The sequence below is a fragment of the Chitinophagales bacterium genome, from assembly GCA_040877935.1.
Taxonomy (GTDB): domain Bacteria; phylum Bacteroidota; class Bacteroidia; order Chitinophagales; family CAIOSU01; genus JBBDNB01.
This window is the reverse complement of record JBBDNB010000026.1, coordinates 1-23,025: the sequence shown is the minus strand read 5'-3', so window position 1 is coordinate 23,025 and position 23,025 is coordinate 1. Positions and strand designations below refer to the sequence as shown.

At 40.3% G+C, this 23,025-nt stretch carries 20 protein-coding genes; 8 read left to right on the top strand and 12 right to left on the bottom strand.

Annotated elements, in window-relative coordinates:
* Window positions 1-4 precede the first annotated feature (4 nt).
* Window positions 5-241: an acyl carrier protein gene (locus tag WD048_06400; GenBank protein ID MEX0811828.1), complete on the bottom strand. Its 237-nt coding sequence runs from the start codon at window positions 239-241 to the stop codon at window positions 5-7.
* A gap of 145 nt (window positions 242-386) precedes the next feature.
* On the opposite strand from WD048_06400, the gene WD048_06395 reads away from it, so the two are divergent.
* From WD048_06395 to WD048_06370, 6 genes are all read left to right on the top strand, one after another.
* A complete protein-coding gene (locus tag WD048_06395) occupies window positions 387-824 on the top strand; it encodes an IPExxxVDY family protein (protein MEX0811827.1) in 438 nt (145 codons plus the stop codon).
* The gene (gene pyk, locus WD048_06390; protein ID MEX0811826.1) at window positions 821-2,254 is read left to right on the top strand and encodes a pyruvate kinase; all 1,434 of its coding nucleotides are present in this window, start codon (window positions 821-823) and stop codon (window positions 2,252-2,254) included. The genes WD048_06395 and pyk overlap by 4 nt, the downstream gene beginning before the upstream one ends.
* 2 nt (window positions 2,255-2,256) lie before the next feature.
* On the top strand, window positions 2,257-3,306 hold the full coding sequence (locus WD048_06385; GenBank protein MEX0811825.1) for a M42 family metallopeptidase: 1,050 nt from the start codon (window positions 2,257-2,259) through the stop codon (window positions 3,304-3,306).
* 302 nt (window positions 3,307-3,608) lie between these two features.
* A complete protein-coding gene (locus WD048_06380) occupies window positions 3,609-3,845 on the top strand; it encodes a 4a-hydroxytetrahydrobiopterin dehydratase (GenBank protein ID MEX0811824.1) in 237 nt (78 codons plus the stop codon).
* A gap of 67 nt (window positions 3,846-3,912) precedes the next feature.
* Window positions 3,913-6,018, top strand: coding sequence for an NAD-dependent DNA ligase LigA (ligA, locus tag WD048_06375; GenBank protein MEX0811823.1), 2,106 nt, complete (start codon window positions 3,913-3,915; stop codon window positions 6,016-6,018).
* Window positions 6,019-6,121: 103 nt separating this feature from the next.
* The gene (locus WD048_06370) at window positions 6,122-6,409 is read left to right on the top strand and encodes an ATP-dependent Clp protease adaptor ClpS (protein ID MEX0811822.1); all 288 of its coding nucleotides are present in this window, start codon (window positions 6,122-6,124) and stop codon (window positions 6,407-6,409) included.
* Window positions 6,410-6,632: 223 nt separating this feature from the next.
* Here the strand turns inward: WD048_06370 and WD048_06365 are convergent, their stop codons facing one another.
* The 3 genes from WD048_06365 to WD048_06355 all read right to left on the bottom strand — a co-directional run bounded on the left by WD048_06365 (window position 6,633) and on the right by WD048_06355 (window position 9,872).
* Window positions 6,633-8,114 carry a trypsin-like peptidase domain-containing protein gene (locus WD048_06365; protein ID MEX0811821.1) on the bottom strand — a complete coding sequence of 494 codons (1,482 nt, stop codon included), beginning with the start codon at window positions 8,112-8,114 and terminating at the stop codon, window positions 6,633-6,635.
* 11 nt (window positions 8,115-8,125) lie between these two features.
* Complete coding sequence (locus tag WD048_06360; GenBank protein MEX0811820.1) at window positions 8,126-9,010, bottom strand: hypothetical protein; 885 nt, start codon at window positions 9,008-9,010, stop codon at window positions 8,126-8,128.
* A 133-nt stretch (window positions 9,011-9,143) separates the two neighbouring features.
* Window positions 9,144-9,872, bottom strand: a complete 729-nt coding sequence (locus WD048_06355; protein ID MEX0811819.1) for a hypothetical protein — start codon at window positions 9,870-9,872, stop codon at window positions 9,144-9,146.
* Between the two features lie 125 nt (window positions 9,873-9,997).
* Here WD048_06355 and WD048_06350 point away from each other — a divergent pair, with 125 nt between their 5' ends.
* Window positions 9,998-10,747: a phosphatase PAP2 family protein gene (locus WD048_06350; protein ID MEX0811818.1), complete on the top strand. Its 750-nt coding sequence runs from the start codon at window positions 9,998-10,000 to the stop codon at window positions 10,745-10,747.
* Window positions 10,748-10,750: 3 nt separating this feature from the next.
* Here WD048_06350 and WD048_06345 read toward each other — a convergent pair whose 3' ends face one another.
* Together WD048_06345 and WD048_06340 are read right to left on the bottom strand one after the other, a co-directional pair.
* Entirely contained in the window at window positions 10,751-11,257 is a 507-nt protein-coding gene (locus WD048_06345) for a dihydrofolate reductase (GenBank protein ID MEX0811817.1), read from the bottom strand.
* Window positions 11,254-12,048, bottom strand: coding sequence for a thymidylate synthase (locus WD048_06340; protein ID MEX0811816.1), 795 nt, complete (start codon window positions 12,046-12,048; stop codon window positions 11,254-11,256). The genes WD048_06345 and WD048_06340 overlap by 4 nt, the downstream gene beginning before the upstream one ends.
* A gap of 187 nt (window positions 12,049-12,235) precedes the next feature.
* On the opposite strand from WD048_06340, the gene WD048_06335 reads away from it, so the two are divergent.
* Window positions 12,236-14,488 (top strand): MMPL family transporter, encoded by a 2,253-nt coding sequence (locus tag WD048_06335; GenBank protein ID MEX0811815.1) that lies wholly within the window; start codon window positions 12,236-12,238, stop codon window positions 14,486-14,488.
* A 78-nt stretch (window positions 14,489-14,566) separates the two neighbouring features.
* On the opposite strand, the gene WD048_06330 is transcribed toward WD048_06335, so the two are convergent.
* From WD048_06330 to WD048_06305, 6 genes are all read right to left on the bottom strand, one after another.
* The gene (locus WD048_06330; GenBank protein ID MEX0811814.1) at window positions 14,567-15,814 is read right to left on the bottom strand and encodes a porin; all 1,248 of its coding nucleotides are present in this window, start codon (window positions 15,812-15,814) and stop codon (window positions 14,567-14,569) included.
* Between the two features lie 214 nt (window positions 15,815-16,028).
* Window positions 16,029-18,470 (bottom strand): primosomal protein N', encoded by a 2,442-nt coding sequence (priA, locus tag WD048_06325; protein ID MEX0811813.1) that lies wholly within the window; start codon window positions 18,468-18,470, stop codon window positions 16,029-16,031.
* Window positions 18,471-18,658: 188 nt separating this feature from the next.
* Entirely contained in the window at window positions 18,659-19,819 is a 1,161-nt protein-coding gene (locus WD048_06320; protein MEX0811812.1) for a hypothetical protein, read from the bottom strand.
* A gap of 195 nt (window positions 19,820-20,014) precedes the next feature.
* Entirely contained in the window at window positions 20,015-21,694 is a 1,680-nt protein-coding gene (locus WD048_06315) for a mechanosensitive ion channel family protein (protein MEX0811811.1), read from the bottom strand.
* 188 nt (window positions 21,695-21,882) lie between these two features.
* Window positions 21,883-22,233, bottom strand: coding sequence for a DUF962 domain-containing protein (locus WD048_06310; GenBank protein MEX0811810.1), 351 nt, complete (start codon window positions 22,231-22,233; stop codon window positions 21,883-21,885).
* Between the two features lie 41 nt (window positions 22,234-22,274).
* Window positions 22,275-22,859, bottom strand: a complete 585-nt coding sequence (locus WD048_06305) for a hypothetical protein (protein MEX0811809.1) — start codon at window positions 22,857-22,859, stop codon at window positions 22,275-22,277.
* Between the last annotated feature and the right edge of the window lie 166 nt (window positions 22,860-23,025).

Sequence of the window (23,025 nt, the reverse complement as noted above, 5' to 3'; positions counted from 1 at the left end):
AGAATTATTTTACATTTTCTTCCAAATAAGCTACAGCCTGTCCTACAGTTGTAATGGTCTCAGCCTGCTCATCAGGAATAGAAAGATTAAACTCCTTTTCAAATTCCATGATCAACTCAACGGTGTCAAGTGAATCAGCGCCTAAATCATTAGTGAAACTTGCTTCGGGAGTAACTTCGTTCTCATCAACGCCTAATTTATCAACGATGATCTTTTGAACTCTTGATGCTATATCTGACATGCTTATGTTTTTTTTAAATCGGTATAAAGTCGATGCAAAATAAGCCATTTATATTTTTCCAAACAAAAAAAATGAATGGAGCTGGGTTTGCACAAGATTTAATTTACTCGTAAATTCAGCACCTTAGCAAGCTACAGCCAAAAATATGCCTCAAAAAAAACACCAACTGTCCTTAGGTTTAGAGTTAGAAGTGCCGGATTTTACGCTTTTTGGGCTGGTTGGTAACCTTAAAGCGATAGCTTTAGCATGGAAAATCAATCAATTGCTCGATATTGACTTTAAGTTAAAAGGAAGTATTCAGCTCGATAATACCAAAAAAGCTTCGAGGTCAGAACACCCTTATTTTTATTTCTATAATGAAACGAGCATGGTGAGTTTCTGCATGTTTGTAAATAAGGACGGAAAACAATCTTTGCTCCCAGAGCTTAATACAATAGATTATCTTTTGAAAATTGAAGACCACAATGAACAAATTGATGCTGGGGAAATTCTTTCAAAGCTGAAAGAAATACAATCCATTAACTTTGCACTTGAAATTGACCCACATAAACTAAAAAACCAGGAAAACCTTTTAATTGAATGATCTCTAAAAACCATCTTCACAGAACAAAAATAATTGCTACCTGCGGTCCGGCTACTGACAGCTATGAAAAAATGCTGGAACTGGTAGAAGCAGGGGTAAATGTTTTTCGATTTAATTTTTCACATGGAGATCACAGCGGGCATTTGAAATTTTTCAATTACGTAAAAAAAATCAATGAGAACCTGAAATACAATATTGGGATTCTGGCTGATCTACAGGGTCCGAAGATCAGAATTGGAGAGGTGGAAAATGGGGGAGTACATTTAATAAGTGGTTCAAAAATCATACTCACATGTAGCCCGCAAAAATCAAATGCAGAGAAAGTTTATGTCAGCTATGATTTCCTGGCAAGAGATATTAGGGCAGGAGAAAGAATTTTGATTGACGATGGAAAGCTGGAATTGCTTGCCGGTGAAAAAATTGATAAAAACAGCATTGAAGCCAAGGTATTGTATGGAGGTGAACTCTTTTCTCGCAAAGGTGTAAATTTACCTGATAGCGACCTGAGTGTTGCATCCATAACCGATAAAGACAAAGCAGATTTAAAATTTGCAATAGAGCAAGAGGCCAATTGGATAGCCCTTTCTTTTGTGAGAAAAGCAAAAGATATTCGTGAGCTCAAATCAATGATACCAGATACAAATGAATTTAAAGTCATTGCTAAAATTGAAAAGCCAGAAGGTGTAGCCAATATTGATGATATAATTGTAGAGGCCGATGCAATTATGATAGCGCGTGGTGATTTGGGAATTGAGGTTCCGTTGGAGAAAATGCCCCTTTTTCAAAAGCAAATTATAAAAAAGTGTATTGACAAAGCAAAACCGGTAATTGTAGCTACACAGATATTGGATTCTATGATTGAAATGCCAACACCAACAAGAGCAGAAACCAATGATGTGGCCAATGATATTATGGACGGTGCAGACGCATTAATGTTGAGTGGGGAAACTTCTGTGGGCAAGCATCCTGTAAAAGCCATTCAAACCCTGAAAAAAATCACAGATTATATTGAAGCCAATGCAGAAATTTACAATAAAAACCTGGTGCCACAGCTCACTTCTAAAAGTTACCTTTCCGATGCAATATGCTATAATGCCAGTAGAATTGCTGCGGAAATTGGTGCCCAGGCTATTGTTGGTATGACGCGTTCCGGATACACTGCTTTTATGGTTTCCAGCTTCCGCCCCAATAGTAATATTTTTATCTTTACGGATAATCGTGCGCTGCTCAATATTTTAAGCCTGGTATGGGGTGTCAAAGGATTTTATTACGACAGGTTTGTAAGCACTGACGAGACAATATTTGATGTCGTAGAATTTCTTAAAAAAATCAAAATGTTGAAAACCGGAGATGTGCTGGTCAATACGGCATCAATGCCCATGCACAAACAAGGCAAAACCAATATGCTTAAAGTAACCAAAGTAGAATAAACATGACAGATATAAACACTCCTCTATTGAAAGAAATTTGTGAAGCAGCCGGTGCTCCGGGGCATGAACAAAGAATCAGGGAAATAGTCATCCGTGAAATTGAATCACTGGTAGATGAATTGCGCATAGACAATATGGGCAATGTCATTGTATTGAAAAAGGGCCGTGAAGACAAGCGGGTAATGGTAGCTGCCCACATGGATGAAATTGGCTTTATGGTCAAACATGTGGACGAAAACGGCTTCCTGCGTTTTTTCCCCTTGGGCGGATTTGACCCCAAAACACTCACAGCTCAGCGCGTAATCGTGCATGGCAAAAAAGACCTGATTGGTGTAATGGGCTCCAAACCCATTCACGTAATGACTCAGGAAGAGCGCAACAAACCACCAAAAATTGACGATTTCTATATAGATATGGGTATGCCCAAAGAAGAGGTGGATAAATATATTGAGAAAGGCAATGTGGTTACCCGCGAAAGGGAATTGATTGAAATGGGAGATTGTGTCAATTGCAAATCCATTGACAATCGTGTATCTGTGTTTATACTCATCGAAACCCTAAGGAAACTGGCAGAAACGCCTTATGATGTTTATGGTGTATTTACCGTTCAGGAAGAAGTGGGAATCCGTGGTGCAATGGTAGCCACACACGCAATAGATCCGCATTTTGGTTTTGGGCTGGACACTACCATTGCTTACGATCTGCCCGGTGCCAAACCCGAGGAAATGGTGACAAAGCTCGGTGACGGAACAGCCATTAAACTAATGGACACTTCCTCTATTGCAGATTACCGCATGGTGAAATTCATGAAAGAAACTGCTACTAAGCATAAGTTAAAATGGCAAACTGAACTGCTAACCGGTGGCGGCACCGACACAGCGGGTATTCAGCGCATGGCTACGAATGGTGCTATTGCAGGAGCTATTTCCATCCCAACGCGCCACATTCACCAAGTAATAGAAATGGCACACAAGGGCGATATTCACCAAAGCATAGAATTGCTACAACACTGCCTGGAAGATTTGGATCAGTTTGATTGGAGTTTTAAATAGTAATTAGATGCAGGAAAATAGAAGTTAGAATTTTAGAATGTAGAATGAAAATATGGTGTTTTAATTTTTGCATTCTAATTTCCCAATCCTTTTTTCTATATTTTATTTCCTAATTTAATGGCTGGAAATAAAAAACCCGGATTCATCACCAGCACTAAATGTCTGGGAGAGGAATTACCGGGACTGCTAATGCTAATATACAGTTTAAATCATCGAGGACTGAAATTAACTTAAATTAATCCGCTGGGTTTTGATTAACAATCAAGGTTTGTCATATTATAGTTTCAACTAAAAAACACAACATGAACTGGAAAGAAGAAAACAGCAAACTGAAAAGACTTTTTGAATTTGACGATTTCTCGGAAGCATTTGCTTTTATGACTCGTGTGGCCATATTAGCTGAGCAACATCAGCATCATCCTACATGGAGCAATACCTACAATAAAGTGGAAATCATATTGACCACACATGATGAAGGAAACAAAGTCACGGAAAAAGATCGGCAAATGGCTGCAGCCATTGATCAGTTGATGGTTTAATTGAGTGGTGGGTTATAAGTGAAGAATGCACTCATAACTCCTAATTTATAACTCCTAATTAAAATAAGTGTATTCAGAAAAAGCCCAGAAAGAATTGCTTCAACTTACGGAAAAGTGGAAATCGGAAGCTGAAACAGTCAACAATCCTGAAAAAGCGATAAATGAACTCAGCGCTATTTTACGCTACCACGACTGGCGTTATTATGTTTTGGCAGATCCCAAGATAAGTGATTTCGAGTATGATCAATTGTTCAAGAAACTTCAAAAATTAGAAGCAGAACATCCCGAATTATTGAGCAATGATTCACCTACACAAAGGGTAGCGCAAGGCTTGACCGATAGCTTTGAAACCGTTGCCCATTCCGTACCCATGCTTTCGCTGGACAATTCCTACAATGAAGAAGACCTGCTCGAATTCGATCGCAGGGTGCGCAGTTTGAGCGGAAAAGAAAACATCCAATATGTGGCAGAGCCAAAGTTTGACGGATCGGGCATTGCCCTACTTTATGAAAATGACAAACTGGTAAGGGCCGCAACCCGTGGCAATGGTGTGATGGGTGAGGAAATTACCAATAATGCGCGCGTAATAAAATCCGTGCCGCTGAGGGCAGAATTTTCTAAATACGGGATTTACAAAGCCGAATTGCGTGGGGAAGTAGTCATTGCCCATGATGTTTTTGAAAAAATCAATGAAAAGCGAGAAGCAGAAGGTTTGTCCACTTTTCAGAATTCAAGAAATACCGCTGCCGGAGGACTGCGCATGAAAGACCCCTCGGAAGTGGCCAAAAGGGGCATGGAAGCCTTTGTGTATCAAGTGGGCTATGCAGTAAATAAAGATGGGAACAATCTTTTGGGCAATCAACTCAGGGAACACGATGCAAACATTCAAATGCTCTATGATCTTGGTTTTAAAACACCCGGAATTGAAAAAACCCTGGGCAATATCAAAAGTGCCATAGATTTTTGCAAGGATTGGGAAGAAAAAAGAGACGCTTATACCTATGAAATAGATGGCATGGTGGTGAAAGTCAACGACCTGCAAATACAGGATGAAATAGGCAGTACGGCACATCACCCGCGCTGGGCCATTGCCTATAAATTCAAGGCCAAGCAAGCCAAAAGCCGATTGGTAAATGTAGAATTCCAGGTGGGCAGAACTGGAGCGATTACTCCCGTAGCCAAAATAGAGCCGGTGCGATTAGCAGGCGTTACCATTTCCTCCATTTCCCTGCACAATGAAGATTTTATAAAGGAAAAAGACATTCGCATGAGCGATCTGCTCCTGGTGGAAAGAGCTGGAGATGTGATTCCCTATGTGGTGGGCGTGGTAGAATCCGAAAGAAAAGAAGAAAGGGAATTGGTTCAATTTCCCGAGCAATGCCCTTCTTGCGGCAGCAAACCGGTTCGCCTGGAAGGAGAAGCTGCCTGGCGCTGTGTGAATGCAGAATGTCCGGCTCAGACCGAGGAAAAACTCATCCATTTCGTTTCAAAAGCAGCCATGGACATTGATGGGCTGGGCAAGGATATTGTCAAGCGATTTATTCGCGAGGGACTGATTTCAGCCATTCACGATATTTACAATTTGGATTACGATCATATTTTGGCACTGGAAGGCTGGAAGGAAAAATCAGTTGAAAACCTGAAAAATGGCATAGAAAATTCCAAGCAAAATCCCACCTGGCGATTGATCGTTGCGCTGGGAATCCGGCACGTAGGCTCTGCGACTGCAAAAACGCTGGCCAAGCAGGTCAAGTCGATATTGGAATTGCAAGAATTTGAAATTGAGACTTTATCCGAATTGCAGGATGTTGGACCCATAGTTGCCGAAAGCATTTACGATTTCTTCCACAATGAGGCCAACATCCAATTGATCAAACAATTGGCTGCTGCCGGGGTTTCTATTGAAAATACGGAACAAGACGAAGCCAAATCGGATGTGCTGGAGGGTAAAAGTTTTTTGTTTACCGGATCGCTGAGCAAATTTACGCGTGATGAAGCAAAAGAGCTGGTGGAAAAAAACGGAGGAAAAACCATCAGTTCGGTAAGTAAAAAACTCGATTACTTGGTAGTGGGCGAAAATGCGGGCTCCAAAAAAACCAAGGCCGAACAATTGGGCACGGTGGAAATTATTTCTGAGGCCGATTTCTTAAATTTGATAAATGCAGATGCTTAAGCGAAACTTTTTTTGTACCTTTTGCTGTATGCAATAACAAGTGGGTTTTTTCAAGCAAATGAAATTTAAAAACCTGCAATCATCAATTAAAAAATAAATAATCATGGCTGTTTTTCACGAAACGGATGTACTTACGGATGAATTAACCGACACCATTGAAAAACTCGTAGATCAAAAGCACCTTGTGGTGCACAATGACGAGGTCAATACTTTTGATTGGGTAATTCAATCCCTGGTGGAAATATGCAACCACAATCCCTTACAAGCAGAACAGTGCAGCCTATTGATCCACTATAAAGGAAAAGCCAGCGTAAAGGAAGGCGAACTGGAGGAACTCAAGCCCCTTAAAGATGGATTGACCGATAGAGGATTGAGTGCTACGATTGAATAGATGTTTTTTCTAAGAAATAATACCTGCGTAATTAAAGTTGCGCGGGTATTTTTTTACCCTATTGCCTTCAATCTAGGTAAGACTTCCCAAGTCTTTGAGACTTTGGAAGTCTTGGGAATCTAAAGCAATCCCGGTTGTACTCGATTCATAAAACAGCGACAATAATCAAGTAACTTGTAAAAGTTTTGACTATTGATTATTAATAGTCAAAAGGAAAAACCCACTATTTATCCACCTGAATATTCAATATTTCTACAGCAGTTTTAACAGGTACGGCAAAGCCGATGCCTTCCACACCTTCGCTGATAATTTTGCGCTGAACGATGCCAATCACTTCTCCTTTTTTGTTGAGCAAAGGCCCACCGCTATTACCAGGACTTACAGAGATATCTATCTGGTAGTAAACATTTTCCTCGACCAGCCTTTTTCCACTCAGGATACCTTTGGCAACACTCTGTCCCAAATCAACATTTGCGGGTGTACCGATAGTCACTACATCTTCGCCCAGTGCAAACTCCCGATCTACACCAAGTGGTAAGGCCTGAAAACCAGACCCCACTATTTTCAACAATACAATATCATGCTCCTGGTCATAGGCCAAGACCTCGGCATTCAATTGCAGACCTTCTGAAAATTGCACCTGTATTTTGTTTACGCCATCCACCACGTGATAAGCGCTCAGTACATAGCCATCTTTTCCAACGATTACCCCGCTGCCATGACCACCATCCGTAATAATCGTTACGCAAGATTTACTGGCATAGTTGATCATTTCACCAGAAGTGGCAAATTCAGGTAATTCCTTCTTTTCAATATTTACTTCTTCACCGCTTTTTACACTAACTGAATTAACTATTGGGCTGCTGTCTGCATTTTTTAGCAAGTCACGAAAGCTTCCTTCATTCAGGAAATCAATCAAAGCATCCTCAAAGGCCATTAAATTATTTGGCGTGCTGTAATATCGACCAGTTCTGTACCTGATTTTGCCCTCGGTCTGTTTTTTCAAAACCACATCACCACTTTTTTTATCCAATACTTGCCATTCTATTGTCATTTTGGTAATCCCGATTTTTTTTCCGGCACCATATGATTCTTTCTTGGTGTTTTCAAAATACACATCATATCCTGCCAGGTTTGCGCCCACTATAAATCTTGGTAAGGGTTTGCGCTTATCTGAATCATCGGAAAAAAGGGAAGTAAATTCAGAAAGCGGTGTAGTAAATCCGGCATTGGTTACAATTTCGTAAAAGGTCTCTTCAAAGCCTGATTCCCCTATTTTAATATTGCCCTCCCATTTGATAGTTTCCGTTTCATCTTTTGATTTTTTGTACTTGCCAACAGTTGTACCGTCCTTAAAATCCGCCAACAATTTGTCGAAAGCAACCAGGGCCGTTATGGAATCCAGGTCATCAAAAACGGGCAGTTTTCTCTTGAGTTCGGCATCATGTTTAAAATTAAATTTTGATGGTTTTTTCCTGAGCGTATCTGCCCAAGGTTCAAATCCGGGAGCTTGCACGGCAACAATCAACTTTCCGTTTTCAGCTTTTCTCCAATAGAACTTTACCCGGCATGGTGTGTAACACTCAGTTTCGCCATTTAACGTGACCTTTGCGGAATCGGGGATAGAAGTAAGGTCGTAGTGGAATTGTGCAGATGCAAATTCATAACTAAGAAATAGAAGTGCGCAGAAAAATAATTTATTCATTGAAATAATTTTTAAAAGTAATAGCCAATGCCTACGTTTAAGACAAATGAAGGTCTTACACCTCTTGCTTGTGAAGAAAGGGTAACATACTCATGATTACCATTTATGGGGTCAGAACTGTAATCAGTACTCCACTGAAATGGAATTTGGTATTCAAAGCTCTTATCCTGCCCAAAAATCCAAAGATCAAATCCAATATTTATATCCAAAAATAAATGATCGGTAACATGAGGCATAATCCCTGTGCTAAATCCCGGTATTAATAAATGATGTGTTTTATTATAATCAATGTCTCTGGCAGGAACTTCACCATATTCAACCCCTCCACTAAATTGTGCTATATCATCCTCTGGAAAATAAATAGGAGGTGCATACTCTCTTTTAAATACAAATTTTTCTTTAACCGGAGAATACGAAAGCCTTACATCGGCATATACATTAACATAGGTTTCAAAAAAAACCCTGGCAAAAATTGAGGCTTTTATCCCTTGCTTAAATGTATAATCAAATTCTTGCGGGACATAACGATTTTCCTCTTCAAAATATTCAGAATACCTAAAACCATCATAAAAACTACTGATTCCTGTAGTTGGCGCATTTGAGAAACCAAATTTACTTCGCTGATAAATTGGATAGCCAAATCCAATCCCTACTCCAAGATTTCTTATTGGTCTGAAAACTGCCTGTGCATTTATATTAAAGGCGAATACAGATGTGCGATCTTCAGAAATTGTTGCAGAGCCAATGGTGGCATTATTTATTCCAAATCCACCCTCTACATAAGTAAACTGTGCAAATGAAACCTTAGGCATCAATAAAAGAAAAGCGATTCCAAATAATATGGAGATGGACTTATTGAAAAGTAAGGATGATATGTTTTTCTTTTTTGTTAGCAAGCTTAAAATTTGTGAAGCAAAATTATAAAATAATCACATTACATTTTGCTTGAAATAGTTTTGGTTTTTTTCAAAATTGTCAATTTCTATTTCTTTTCAGTTATTGTTTGTCAAATGAATTAAGCGATTGCTTTTAAAAATAATAGCCCAGGCCAATATTTATAAAAATAGAAGTTTTTAAGTCTGTTAGCTGCGATTCGAGAATTACATAATCCTGATCAAACGGAACCCGCTGGTAATCCACGGTATAGGAAAAACCGGGGTCTGAGCCTATAAGCAAAAGATCAAATCCAAAATTGATATCGAAAAAAAGATGGTCTGTTAAGTGGGGCATAAAGCCCAGCGCAAATCCCGCAGCCGGCAAATTGATTTTTTCCTCATAGGAAACGATGTTGTAATTGCTTAAAAACTCAAACTCCTCTTTGAATGAAACATATGAAAAGCGAAAATCCACATGGAAATTGGCTTCGGTATCAGCAAAAAGACTGGCAATTGCAGTAAGTCCAAATGCCTGCTTGGCTGAATATTTAAAGCCTTTTGGCTTGCTTGCTCCATAATATTGATAATCATAAGTATTGTTCATGGTTCCTTGAACCAGCGGGAAAGATACCTCAGCTCCTACACCCAAAAAGCGCAATGGCCTGTGAATGGCTTTTACATTCATGAAAAGACCTAAATTAATCATCCTTTCATCAAAAGTCCCAAAATCTGATGAGGAACCAATTATATTGTTCTTAAAACCAGTGGCCGCCCCTATATACGTATATTGGGCAGATGAAATCTGGGGAGTCAATAAAAGAATAACGACACCAATTAATATTGAAAAGGGCTTATTGAAAAGCCTTAGATTTTTTGCTTTCATATTCGGGTTTGAGGAACAAAAGTAAAAATAATTAAATAAGGTTTTGGATTTGTTATTGCTGAATTGATTTTCATGGCTTCGGTTTTCTAATTTTATTCAGATATTGCACATCAAAACTTCAGCTAATGCGGTATTTTTCATTCCTTCTTGCTTTATTAATCCTGTTTTTTTCTTTTCAAAGCCTTCAAGCACAAGGCCCCTACAAGTATCGGCTTTCAACAGAAATCACTATTCCGGCAGTTGGGTTGGGGACAGCACTCACAGGTTTTTTTCTGGCCAAAAACAAAGAAACGCTTACAGAAGCCCAAATTCGCCAGCTCAACAAAAGCGATATTTGGGGAATTGATCGTCATGCTACCAGGAATTGGTCCACAGGTTCGGCATTGGCCAGTGATGTATTGATGATTGCCAGTTATGCTGCACCACTGACACTCTTGGCAGATAACAATATGCGCAGGGATGGTTGGAAACTGACTGCCATTTATGCTGAAACGGCTATGTTGAGTGCAGGGCTTACCTTTTTGACAAAAGAGCTGGTAAAACGCAATCGCCCATTTACTTATAATTCAGATGCCCCGCTCCACAAAAAGCAGAAAAAAGACGCCCGCAGTTCTTTCTTTTCCGGCCATACTTCTTCTACGGCAAGCAATGCATTTTTTATGGCCAAAGTCTATGCGGATTATTACCCCAATTCAAAATGGAAACCACTTGTCTGGAGTTCGGCAGCAGCCGTTCCCCTGGCTACGGGTGTATTGCGCTATACGGCAGGCAAGCATTTCCTTACCGATATCATTACCGGCTATTTGGTGGGTGCTGCCGTGGGTGTACTGGTACCGCATTTGCACAGAATAGATATTGGGAACAGGAAGCCATAGCAATCAGAGGTTCTGTTTGCCTGCTCGCTCTAAAATAAAAAAAGTGAAAGGCAGGGCATGTTTTTCATCGGCAGGATGATACTCCTGTGAGCTGATTTTCCATTCGTCCTTATTTAATTCGGGAAAAAACACTTCTCCATCAAAATGGCCATGCACACGGGTGAGATAAATCCTATCAACAAAAGGCATGGCCTGTTCGTAGATTTTAGCTCCGCCAATAATGAAAACCTCCTCCTGATCGAGGGTTTTGGCAAAATCAATAGCTGCTTTGATATCGTGAAAAATCTCAATACCTTCAGCTTTGAAATTTTCATTGCGGGTCAAAACAATATTGCTTCTTTTGGGCAATGGTTTACCCATGGAATCATAGGTTTTCCTGCCCATTATCACCGGGTGACCAAGCGTGTGTTTTTTGAAGAATTTCAGGTCATCGGGCAAATGCCACATCAGGTCATTGTCCTTGCCAATGGCATTGTTTTCCGATACTGCCGCTATACTTGATATTTTCATACGGAAACTTGGGCTTTGATATGCGGATGCGGGTCGTAATTTTCCAATTGGAAATCATCTATGGTAAAAGCAAAAATATCCTTCACTTCCGGATTGATTTTCATTTGTGGAAGAGGGCGCGGTTCTCTTGTCAGTTGCAATTGCGCCTGTTCCAAATGATTGCGGTACAAATGCACATCGCCAAAACTGTGGATGAACTCCCCTGGCTCCAAATCACAGACCTGTGCCACCATCGTGGTGAGCAGCGCATAGGAGGCAATATTAAAAGGTACACCCAGAAAAGTATCGGCACTTCTTTGGTACAGTTGACAAGATAATTTTCCATCTGCCACATAAAACTGAAACAAGCAATGACAAGGCGGCAAAGCCATATTGCCCACATCTGCTACATTCCAAGCACTCACAATATGCCTGCGCGAATCGGGATTGTTTTTCAAGCCATCAATCAACTGACTGATCTGATCAATTTGACCGCCATCTGGCGTGGGCCAAGAGCGCCATTGATGCCCATAAACGGGACCCAAGTCGCCATTTTCATCTGCCCATTCATCCCAAATACGCACCTTGTTTTCCTTGAGGTATTTGATATTGGTATCGCCCTGCAAAAACCACAGCAGCTCGTGGATAATACTCCTCAGGTGTAATTTTTTTGTGGTCAAAACTGGAAATCCCTCGGAAAGATCAAAACGCATTTGATAACCAAAACAACTGATGGTTCCCGTTCCGGTTCGGTCTTCCTTGACATTTCCATTGTCCAAAATATGCTGTAAAAGATCTAGATATTGCTGCATTTTACAAATATAGCTAAAAGCAATTAAGCTTTGGGATGTGGGATGGAAAATGTCAAATGGAAACAACATGTATTATTAAATATAGTATGTGCATTCCAATAAACAAGATAAGTTTAATTAGCGTTATCCTCACGTTCATAAATTAAGAACAAAAGAAATACCCGACCTTTACAATCAAATTCCTTAAATGAATCTTTTTCTGCGTGCGCATAAATTTGTCATTGCTCTTTTTGTAGCACTGTTTCTTTTCAGCCTCTACTTTAGCAAGGACATTCAAATCATTTATGATTTTGAAAGCCTTTTCCCACAGGGAGATCCGGACCTGGAATTTTACAACGATTTTAAGACCCAATTCGAACCAGATGACAATAATTACATTATTGGTATTGAGGAAAAAAACGGCTTTTTTAAACAGGAAAAACTAAAGGCTTTTCAGCAATTACAAGACAGCCTGATAGCGCACCCACTTATCCTTGAGGGCATATCGCCTACCAGCATTAAGTTGCCCGTAAAATCTCCTTTTGGCTATTTAACAGTTCCCAGCATACATATCGATGAACCGCAAAGATATGAGCAGGACAGCATTAAAATGATGCAGGATCCCTTGCTGAATGGACGCTTGGTGGCTCAGGAGGGCAAGAGTTTTCTCATGATCTTGAAAACCATTTACCCCATCAGTCAGGACAGTGCCGAAATACTGCATGATTTTGTGGTGGAAACACTGGAAAAAAGTCCATTTGAAAATTACCACACCATCGGCCGGGCAACGATCCAGACAGAATTTGTGCGTTTCCAATTGCGTGAAATGCTGCTTTATACCTCGCTTGCCTTGGTCATTGTGCTCATTGTGCTTTGGCTGGTTTTTCGCAAACCGGTTCCGGTCATTATCTCCGTTTTGATTGTAGGAGTGGCCTTGGTTATTTTCCTCGGCTCGCTGGGCTATTTCGGCATTCGCATGGATTTCATCAGCGCACTTTTTCCCATTCTAATGCTGATAGTGGGCATGAGCGATGTCATCCATATTTTATCAAAATACATAGATGAATTGAAGCTCGGCATGCAAAAAGAGCTGGCATTGAAAAAGACCATTAGTGAAATCGGGATGGCTACTTTTCTTACCTCTGTTACCACTTCCATTGGTTTTCTTTCGCTGCTCAGTTCTAAAATAGAACCCATCAGGCATTTTGGATTAACTGCCGCTTATGGCGTTTTTCTGGCTTATATTGTTTCTATCCTGCTCTTGCCGGCAGCTTTAATGCTCTTTGATTCCAAAGCCATTATTTCCAATAAAAATATTTTGGGGAAATTGGATCCGCTTTTGAATGCCATTCACAGGCAATGCAAAAACGGAGGCACAAAAATAATGGGTGCCGCGCTGGTTTTGATTCTGGTTTTTATTTATGGAACGAGCAATATCAACCCGCAGGGCAAGCTGAAAAACGATTTGCCACAGGATCAAAAAATCACTTTTGACTATGAATATTTCGAGGAAATATTTGGTGGCTTTCGCCCTTTTGAAATAGCCCTGATGCCAAAGGAAGGTTATTCTTTCAGGGATATTGAAGTCCTAAATGAAGTGGAAAAATTGGAAGAACACCTGAGAAAGGACACGACTTTTCATTCCATTTTTTCACCCAATGATATTTTCAGGGGCATTCAGCGGGCAAGAAAAAGCAATAAAATTGAAGCCTATGAAATTCCCGAAAATCAAAAAGCACTGGACATAAGCTTGCGCGAATTGGAAAAAGCACCTGAAAATTCCTTCAACCGCATTTTGACCAATGATTTCAAAAGAGGAAGATTGACCGCTAAAATGCCGGATATTGGCTCTGGAAATGCAGAAGATTTAATTGAGCAATTGCAAAAATGGAGGGATGCTAACATCAATACCAATATTCTGGATTTCAGGATTACGGGAAGTTCCCTGCTCTTTGACAACAATCACAAATACTTGGTAGAAAGCCTTTTCAAGGGATTGTTCCTCGCCTTTTTAGTGGTGAGTCTGCTCATGACCATACTTTTCAAAAGCTGGAAAATGGTTTTTATTTCGCTCGTTCCCAATATGCTTCCTTTATTGGCCACCGGGGCATTTTTGGGTTTTACGGGCATTGCTTTGGATGCCACCAGTTCCATTATTTTCACCATTTCCTTTGGCATTGCAGTGGATGATACCATTCACTTTTTGAGCCGCTATAAACTGGAGCGCCTAAAAGGTTCGAGTGTTGACAGCAGTATCCACCGCACACTTTTGATTTCGGGGAAAGCCATCATTCTCACCACCATTGTGCTTTTTGCCGGATTTTTGATTCTTTGCACCTCCAAACTTTCCGGTACTTTTAAAGTGGGCTTATTGACCAGCTTAACCCTGGCCAGTGCTGTTATTGCCGATCTTTATTTAATCCCCGTTTTGATTCGGTTTTTTTATAAGGAGAAAGCATGATGTGTGCTGAAATGAATTCAGCTCTTTGAATTTTTAAATGTAGGGGCGCACGGCCGTGTGCCCCTACATTTAAAAATATTAAAAATTAACCTGCGCCTGTAGTCTCAGCAATCTGCCTTTCTGGAAATTATCCGGGTTTTGGTAGTCTTCAAATCTTCTGGAGGAAATGGTGTACATTACTACCAATTCAAAATTCTTGATGGGCAGCCATTCCACGCCAATTTCAAGTTCATTTACTTTGTGCTTGCGCGCATCCCTTTCGTGTTTTTTGCCGCCTTCGTAATATTGCAGGCGCATAAATGGATAGAGCAATTGTTTCTTAATACCTATTTTGTAGTTGAGCGTAATATATCCTCCAGTTAAACTTTTCAACTCAATAGAATCTGTAGCGGGGTTAAATTCAGGGCCTCGTCCGATATTGTACTCTGCCTGAATTCCAAATGGTTTTGGGTAAAGTACAAATGTAGCAGCAACTCTCTGATCAGTATAGTTTCTGTCGTCTTTTACCTTCACACCTTCGCTCAATTGATCTTCGCGCAATTCATATTCACCGGTATAGGCTTGTATTCCAGGTTCAATTATTTGTTTGCGTACTTCAAATGGATAAGACAATCTGGCCACGATGTGTTTGTTTTTGTTGAGTTCGGGCCTATTGGCCGTTTGCCCATTGAAAACACCCAAGCCAAATACCCCGTAATCGCCACTTCCTTTCAGCCCAGCAGGATTCAATGTGGAATACAGTTCACGGATTTTTTTTGGTGCCCAGTAAAAGAATATCCCGATATCGCGCTCATTGGCCAGAGCACTGTTCAAGCCATCATTTCTATCCAAGGGCAATCGGTTTTGACTCGATTGCATATTTTCAAATCCAAAGGGAACCTTGCTCTGTCCAATCCTAAACCTGAATTGATTGTGTTTGTCAATTCCAATATCAAAATAAGCATCGCGGAGTTGCACAAAATTCAAAACATTGGGATTGTCTGTGCTGGCAAAATCAGGTTGTATGTAAAAATAAACGCGCGTTGAAATCTGACCGAAAAAGATCACCCGAATCCTGCGCATAAAAAAACCGCCATCTTCGCCCCAGGATTTATCACATTGGTCACATTTTAATTGGTCATTGGTTTCCAACAGCCTATTGTAGCGCGCCTGCGCATAGCCCCGGATGTTTATTCTCTGAAACCATTCCTTTTTAAAAAAAGGCTTTTTTTCTTTTTCCGATTTTACTTTGCCTTCGGCTGCTTCCTGATTTGGCTGTCCTGTTAGATTAGAATTGAAAACGAGAAACAGGCAGAAAACACAGGGAATAATTTTATACAGGTTCATCTATTCCGTAAATGGTTTGCGCAAAAGTATTATGAAATAGTTAGGCATAGGTTAAGTTAAATACACCATACTGTTAAGAAATTGTTAAGAAGGTTTATTCAACATGGTATTTTCGTTAGGTTAATATTATCTGTTTTTCTATCACTTGATAATGAACATGTTATGCGAAGGCCTTAAAATTGGGAATTCCAAAAAAATACTTGTCGTTCAATCATCAAGGATCCACATCAAAATAGATATTCAGCGATGCGAAGTTTTTCTGTTTTTGCAGGTGATTGGAAGCAGCAATCAAAACCCTTTTGTTGGCGGCCATTGTCGCGGGGTCTTTTGGTGCTTTCAGCAAAAAATCAGCGAGGTATTGGTTTTTGATCCGTCCCACCATCGGTGGAGCGGGGCCTAACAAATGGCCTTTTAAGCGTGGGCGCAATATTTGATCTAAGGCATTGGCTGCCTGCCACAATACAGGGCTTTTCTTGTGTTTCAAACCGATTTTAATCAGGCGGTAATAAGGCGGATAGTAAAAAACTTTGCGCTGCTGCAATTCGGTTTTGTAAAAAGCCTTTGTTCCCCGGCTTATCAATGTTTGGATTACAAAATGATCAGGCATAGTGGTTTGAATAATCACCCGGCCATCTTTGTTTCTCCTACCTGCACGCCCGCTGACCTGTTCCATTAGTTGGAAAGCTCTCTCGGCAGAACGAAAATCCGGCAATTTCAGCAAATGATCTGCCTGCAAAACTGCAACTAAGGCCACTGCATCAAAATCCAGGCCTTTGGTAACCATCTGTGTCCCGACCAGGATATCTGTTTCTCCCTGTTCAAATTTTCGGATGATCTCTGCATGCGCATTTTTGCGCCTTGTATTGTCCAGATCGAGGCGCTCAACACGGGCTGTTGGAAAGCGTTTGCGCATTTCGTCTTCTACTTGTTCTGTCCCGAAATTCACGACCTGCATATCATTGGCGTCATAGCGTTTGCAAATTTGTTCCACTGTAGCTTTAAATCCGCAATAGTGGCAGCGCAAATCGGCATTCAGGCGATGATAGGTCAGTGAGACATCGCAATTGGGGCACATCGGCACTTCATTCGATTCCTTAAAGCGCACATAGGGAGCGTAGCCTCTTTTATTTTGAAATAAAATGACCTGTTCTTTGCGTTCTAGTCTTTGCTCAATTTGCTCCAGCAGATAGTTGGAAAAATAGGAGGTCATTTCTTTGCGCTTGTACAAGCGTTTTAAATCCAGGACTTTAATTTCGGGGAGTTGCCCTTCACCAAAACGCACTTTTAATTCTATATAAGCGAATTTCCCGTTCAGGGCATTTTCATAAGATTCAAGAGAAGGTGTTGCTGTACCGAGCAATACCTTGGCCTGATGTATCCCTGCAAGATAAATGGCAGCATCCCTGGCCTGATAGCGCGGAGCAGGGTCAAACTGTTTGTAGGAACTGTCGTGTTCTTCATCAACAATAACGAGTCCGAGTTCGGTGAAAGGCAGAAAAAGACCGGAGCGTGCAGCCAATATTACCTTGTATTCGCTGTTCTGTACTTTTTGCCAAATTTCTACCCTTTCTGCATCATTGAACCCCGAGTGATAAACACCGACCTTATTGCCAAAAACACTTTGCAGCTTTTTGATAATTTGGGTTGTCAGGGCAATTTCCGGCAATAGATACAAAACCTGTTTGTCGGCTTTCAGCATTTCTGCAATCAGCTCTATGTAAATATGGGTTTTGCCGCTACCGGTAATGCCGTGCAACAAACAAACTTGATGGTTTTTCCAGGCTGTGTTTATTTGTTCAAAAGCCAGTTGTTGCGCCTCAGAGAAGGGATGTGATTCGGGCTCAAAACTCGTACCCTCAAAAAGTGCCAGGCGATCAATTTTTTTTTCAAAAATCTCAATTACCCCTTTTTTCTCAAGGCTTCTTAAAGACGATAATGTTGCATCAGCTTCTTTTAACAAGTCCTGCTGCGCAAAATCTTTTTCTGATTTATGAAGTATAAGATTGAGTAATTCCGCCTGTTTGTGTGCCCTTTTTTCCAGGTGATTTAAGAGTTCACTGAGACTTTCCTCATCATAGGTTTCGTCTAATTTTATACGCTTTTCAATTTTGGGTTTGTATTTTTCCTGAACACTTTCCCCGGTTTTAATCAAATCGCGTTTTAGGAGATTTTGCAAGGGCTGCCACAGGTTTTTTATGCCGGTTTTGCTTTCCAGTTCACTGAGAGCAAGCACTTTTTTTTCCAAAAGCATTTCGCAGATTTGAAACTCCGTATTGCTGAGCTTGAATTTATCTACTTCGAATTTATCGGTGAGCGAAAACACACTTTCGCTGCTAAGCTTAAATGCAGAGGGCAATGCAGCGCGCATTACATCACCAATGGGGCACATATAGTATTTGTGCATCCAATGCCAGAAATAGAGCAGTTTTTCCGGAATGATTGCCTGCTCATCTAAAATTGCCAATAGCGGCTTGACCTTAAAATCGCCTTTTTTCTCTGCCTGCAATTCAGCTACTATGCCTGTGTAGATGCGTTTTTTTCCGAACTGCACCAATACCCGGTGGCCAAGTGTTACTTTACCCAATAAATGCTGCGGGATACCGTATGTAAAAGTCCCATCAAGGGCAAAAGGTAAAATCACTTCTACATAGTTCATTGGGGAATAATGATTTTTTGTAAAGATATAGATTAGAAATGGACGAAATGAACTGCTTGCTTGTCGAAGTTTTGTTTGCTAGTAGCTTAAAACAAATACTAATGATTTAAAGCTTCTTGTCTAAAACAATCTAGACGGTATAGAACCATCTGATAAATGGTGAAAAATCCAACTAACCAACCAAAACCCTAATCCTCTATCGGCTTGCGCTTGAAGGGCTTGTTTGGATCAAAGAGTTTGCGGAATGTAGCATGGGTTTTTACAATTTCTGCACCGAGGTGTTCTGCTATGCGCATCATTTTTGGATTGAAATCTCCAATCCAGATCAGCTCCAGATCATCCCAGCGTTTTTTGGGCACTACCACTTCATTAGCCGCAATAATGATTCCGCCTTCCACGCCTTTTCTCTGATGCTCAGGAACTACGCCAAACAAAAAGCCATACATTTTTCTATTGGTTTTGCGCCATCTGTGCCAAACAAATTTCAATTTGCCCAGCCAGTTCATTTTACCATTCACATGCTTAAAATATTGGTTCAATTCCGGCATCATAAAAAACATGGCAATGGGATCGTCTTTGTAATAGCCCAACCAAAGCAGGTAGTCCACCAAAACGGGTTTTAGGGTATTGATCAGGTTTTTGGCCTGTTTTTTAGTCATGGGTTTCACGCCTTCTCGTCCACCGAAAGCATTGTTGTAAACGTGCCTAAAATCTTCGGTGTATTTTTCCAGATCATTGAGATCGGCATGTTTAAAGCTGTAATTGGGGTCTTCCAGCACTTTTTTAGCACGTTCGTAATATATTTTCGGGCGCGGAGCATTCACCTTCATACCGTAGGAATACTGTTTGAAATAGATTTGAAATCCATAAGCCTCGAAAAGAGATTTGTAGTATTCCGCATGGTAGTTCATGCCATAACAGGGCTCTGTAAAGCCTTCTATCAGCAAGCCCCACCATTGGTGTCGCTCGCCAAAATTTACAGGGCCGTCCATTGCTTCCATACCGTGTTCTTCGAGCCATTCCTTACATTTGTCAAAAAGCATAAATGCCGCTTCCCTGTCATTAATGCATTCGAAAAAGCCCATTCCCCCTGTAGGTTGGTCAAATTTATTGGCATTGCTTTCATTGATAAATGCCGCTACACGACCGATGTTTTCTCCCTGGTCATTTTTTAATAACCAACGGCTGAGCGATCCGTGTTTAAAAAACTTATTTTTCTTAGGGTTAAATATTTGATTGATATCATTGTCCAATGGGCGAATCCAGTTGGGATCATCTTTGTATATTTTTTCAGAAACATCCAGGAATTCTTTCGATTGCTGGTCATTTGTCACTTCTACGAGCTTCATAGCTATATTTTAATGCGCAAATAAAGGCTGAAAATAAAAGGATTTATGCAGAAATAGCTAAATAAAGGTGGGATATCTATTATTCTGTTGTTTGATCAAAACAAATGTATTTTATGCAAACTTGTGCTGTGCGAAAGTTTGAGAGGGTTAATTTGCCCGAGAATCAACATGTTTATCTTCTTTAAAACCCCCACCTCATTTATCATCTGCTTTCCGCAGCTTTTCATTTTCCTTTAAAAATGCGGCCACACGTTTATTGATCTCATCGGGGCTTTCCTCGTATTTGGGTGTCAGGCTTTTCTTTTCCGGAAATTCTTCCATATGCAGCGTTTGTGTGGGGAATGCAAAGCGAATCCTCAATGTTTCTGCCAGTTTTATAATAGAGATCAGCAATTCATGCCGGGCTTTTATTTCTTCCGACCAGGTAAGCACATCAAAAAATGTATAAAATAAAATATCAAGCGAATGTGAGCCCATACCGTTGAGCTGTACTTCATAAAAACCTTTCCATGTTTTGGGGTGCTGTGCTATAATTTCGCGCAGTCCTTTTACATAGGCTTCTATCATATCGGGTGGTGTGTCATAAGTGATGGCAATTGTTGTGCTAAATCTTCTGTAGCGCCTCAAACCAAAATTATCTACCGTCATATCTGAAATACGGCCATTGGGAACCGATACCAGTGAATTGGCAAAAGTGCGCACACGGGTAGAGCGAAAGCCCACTTCTTCTACTGTGCCATCTACCCCAGTAAAATTAATCCAGTCGCCTACCTGGAATGGCTTGTCAATAAAGATCATCAGGGAGCCAAAAAAGTTTTTAATCGTATCCTGTGCAGCGAGGGCAAATGCCAGACCACCAATGGAAATACCGGCAAGCAGTGCTGTAATATTAAAATTCAGGTTTTGCAAAACGATAAGTACACCGACAATAATTACCAGCACTTTCAGTGATTTGCGCACAAGCGGCACCAGTTGATCGTCCAGCGTGTTTTCAGTGCGTTTGGTTATTTCAGTAAGATATATATCTATTAAATCAACCACTTTATAAGCTGCAACTATAGCAAAAACAGGTGGTAATACCCTTAGCACCATCATAATATACTTGTTGATTTCTACCGGAATCTGAAGTGCTGGTTCTAAAAAATGTGCCAGCGAAAAAACCCAAAACAAGCTCAGCGGCTTGGATATTTCATGAATGGCTTGAATGGCATCTTCCCGAATTTTGGTATATCTATTAAGAATTCTTTTAATCAGTAAATCCAGTAGAAGTGTGAGAAATTTGTGAAAAACAAAACTGAACAAAATCAGCCCAAACATTCCAATATATTGCCAAAGCTGAAGCCCTATGAATTCTTTCTGACTGTACTGAGGAAATAAATTCATTAAAAAATCAGCACCGAGCGGGTAAATATTAGAGTGCGTTTTTTCTATACTGGCAGCCGTTCTTCGCGAATAATACCAATTGTCGCCTTGTTTTTCTACATAAATTTGAGGGAAGGCTGGAAATAAAATATAGCGGTGCAATCCTAATTCATTATCTGTATAATCAGGGTCGCGTGGTAATAATTTCATATCCACATAAAGCCCTTCACCATCTAAAATCTGTTTTAATTTTTTAGCAAGTTCTGCCGCATATTTTTTGTTTTCAATATTAAAAACACCTCCAGCTACTTCAGGCTTGAAATTATCCTGCTGCAGAAAATACAGATGGGAATAAACCGTATGATAGGGCGACTTTAAACTGAATTCATAATCTTCTTTCAGCTCATCAGCCAGGAGCGGCTGGCTTCCATTGGAAAGCGTGTCTTGCTCCTGTGGCAATGCAAGGCATTGAAAAGCGAGAAAAAATACGAGTAAAAAATTGATAAACCGCATATCTATTTTTTTTTCGAAGATAGCGGTTTCTTTAAAAAGGTTTGAAAGGGGGTGTTTTTTTGGGGGTGCTATCGCTCGCGAGACACGAGCAGAAACCTGGTCAGCCTCCTGTGGGAGTGGATTTGTTATAAATTAAATCTTTGCTGCCGCTCGCATATCGCAAGTGGAAATCTATTTAAATCAAAACCTTACTCCACACCCAAAATCGTTTTTCTGGCGTATTTCAGTTTTTCGTCAATCTGTCCGGTGAGGATGTGGTAAAACATAATAAAGTCCGAAGCTAGGCTGTAGAATGGATATTGAAATGTGGCGGGTTTGTTTTTTTCAAAGAAAAAATGGCCGGCCCAGGCAAAGCCGTAGCCCAAAACGGGAATGGTGGCAAACAACCACCATTTTTGCAATACAATGGTTAAAACCAGCACAGCAAGCAGAAGAAATGTGCCGGTAAAATGCAGCCTGCGGCATGTTTTGTCCTGGTGTTCTGTAAGGTAATAGGGATAAAATTCCTTTAGGCTTTTGTATTTTTTTTCAGTTGACATATTGCTTGGTTTTGAACTATTAAAGTTAATGGAAAACAGTTTTATTTAAAAATAAGCTTCAGCAGCTCAGGAAAAGCTTTTACATCCTTGTACAAATGATCCTGGTAATAGCTAGCATTCAGTTTTACAAATTCAGGGACATCATCGCGCAGGTGATGTTCAATGGCAATATTTCCATACTGTTGCTCTGCCTTATCGCTATGGTGCTTTTGTTTTCTTAGCGGTTTCAGATAATGCCGTTCAATGGTTTTTACCACATTTCCGGGTTCGGCTTTTATTTTCCTGTCTGACATGTACAAGTTGTACTCTAACTCTAAAACCCGCTCTTTTAAGTGGTCAAAATAATACTGCATTTCTGTTTTTTCCATGCCGCTGCCTTCAAAATAGAACACAAAAGTATAGCTCCGCTCGTTTTGAAAGCTCTGGAAATTGGAATAATCTGCTTCAGGGTTTTCCAGAAAAGCTTTTATATTGCTGAACAAAAGCTCTTTGCGCGGACTTTCAGCCCAGGCAATATGGGCCTCTGTTTCCTTATTACTGCGCTCAATCATTTCATGGACAAAGGGTTTTCCGGATTCCTTTGAACTTTTGAGCAGTGATTTAATTTTATCGAAAATATCTCTCATCTTAACCCGACTTGGCTATTTTTTCTGTAATTGTTTGAATGAATTATAGCAAAATTGCACATTGTAATAAGCAATTTTAAATTTACGCAAAACCAATTGATTAAATGCTTTTAACCTGAGTTCGATAATTATTTAAGAGCTCAGAAATTCACTAAAACGCAATAGG

Excerpts from the sequence above, each read along its gene's own strand:
- WD048_06400 (MEX0811828.1), bottom strand. The coding sequence starts at position 241 with ATGTCAGATATAGCATCAAGAGTTCAAAAGATCATCGTTGATAAATTA.
- WD048_06395 (MEX0811827.1), top strand. The coding sequence starts at position 387 with ATGCCTCAAAAAAAACACCAACTGTCCTTAGGTTTAGAGTTAGAAGTG.
- pyk (MEX0811826.1), top strand. The coding sequence starts at position 821 with ATGATCTCTAAAAACCATCTTCACAGAACAAAAATAATTGCTACCTGC.
- WD048_06385 (MEX0811825.1), top strand. The coding sequence starts at position 2,257 with ATGACAGATATAAACACTCCTCTATTGAAAGAAATTTGTGAAGCAGCC.
- WD048_06380 (MEX0811824.1), top strand. The coding sequence starts at position 3,609 with ATGAACTGGAAAGAAGAAAACAGCAAACTGAAAAGACTTTTTGAATTT.
- WD048_06370 (MEX0811822.1), top strand. The coding sequence starts at position 6,122 with ATGGCTGTTTTTCACGAAACGGATGTACTTACGGATGAATTAACCGAC.
- WD048_06365 (MEX0811821.1), bottom strand. The coding sequence starts at position 8,114 with ATGAATAAATTATTTTTCTGCGCACTTCTATTTCTTAGTTATGAATTT.
- WD048_06355 (MEX0811819.1), bottom strand. The coding sequence starts at position 9,872 with ATGAAAGCAAAAAATCTAAGGCTTTTCAATAAGCCCTTTTCAATATTA.
- WD048_06350 (MEX0811818.1), top strand. The coding sequence starts at position 9,998 with ATGCGGTATTTTTCATTCCTTCTTGCTTTATTAATCCTGTTTTTTTCT.
- WD048_06345 (MEX0811817.1), bottom strand. The coding sequence starts at position 11,257 with ATGAAAATATCAAGTATAGCGGCAGTATCGGAAAACAATGCCATTGGC.
- WD048_06340 (MEX0811816.1), bottom strand. The coding sequence starts at position 12,048 with ATGCAGCAATATCTAGATCTTTTACAGCATATTTTGGACAATGGAAAT.
- WD048_06335 (MEX0811815.1), top strand. The coding sequence starts at position 12,236 with ATGAATCTTTTTCTGCGTGCGCATAAATTTGTCATTGCTCTTTTTGTA.
- WD048_06330 (MEX0811814.1), bottom strand. The coding sequence starts at position 15,814 with ATGAACCTGTATAAAATTATTCCCTGTGTTTTCTGCCTGTTTCTCGTT.
- priA (MEX0811813.1), bottom strand. The coding sequence starts at position 18,470 with ATGAACTATGTAGAAGTGATTTTACCTTTTGCCCTTGATGGGACTTTT.
- WD048_06320 (MEX0811812.1), bottom strand. The coding sequence starts at position 19,819 with ATGAAGCTCGTAGAAGTGACAAATGACCAGCAATCGAAAGAATTCCTG.
- WD048_06315 (MEX0811811.1), bottom strand. The coding sequence starts at position 21,694 with ATGCGGTTTATCAATTTTTTACTCGTATTTTTTCTCGCTTTTCAATGC.
- WD048_06310 (MEX0811810.1), bottom strand. The coding sequence starts at position 22,233 with ATGTCAACTGAAAAAAAATACAAAAGCCTAAAGGAATTTTATCCCTAT.
- WD048_06305 (MEX0811809.1), bottom strand. The coding sequence starts at position 22,859 with ATGAGAGATATTTTCGATAAAATTAAATCACTGCTCAAAAGTTCAAAG.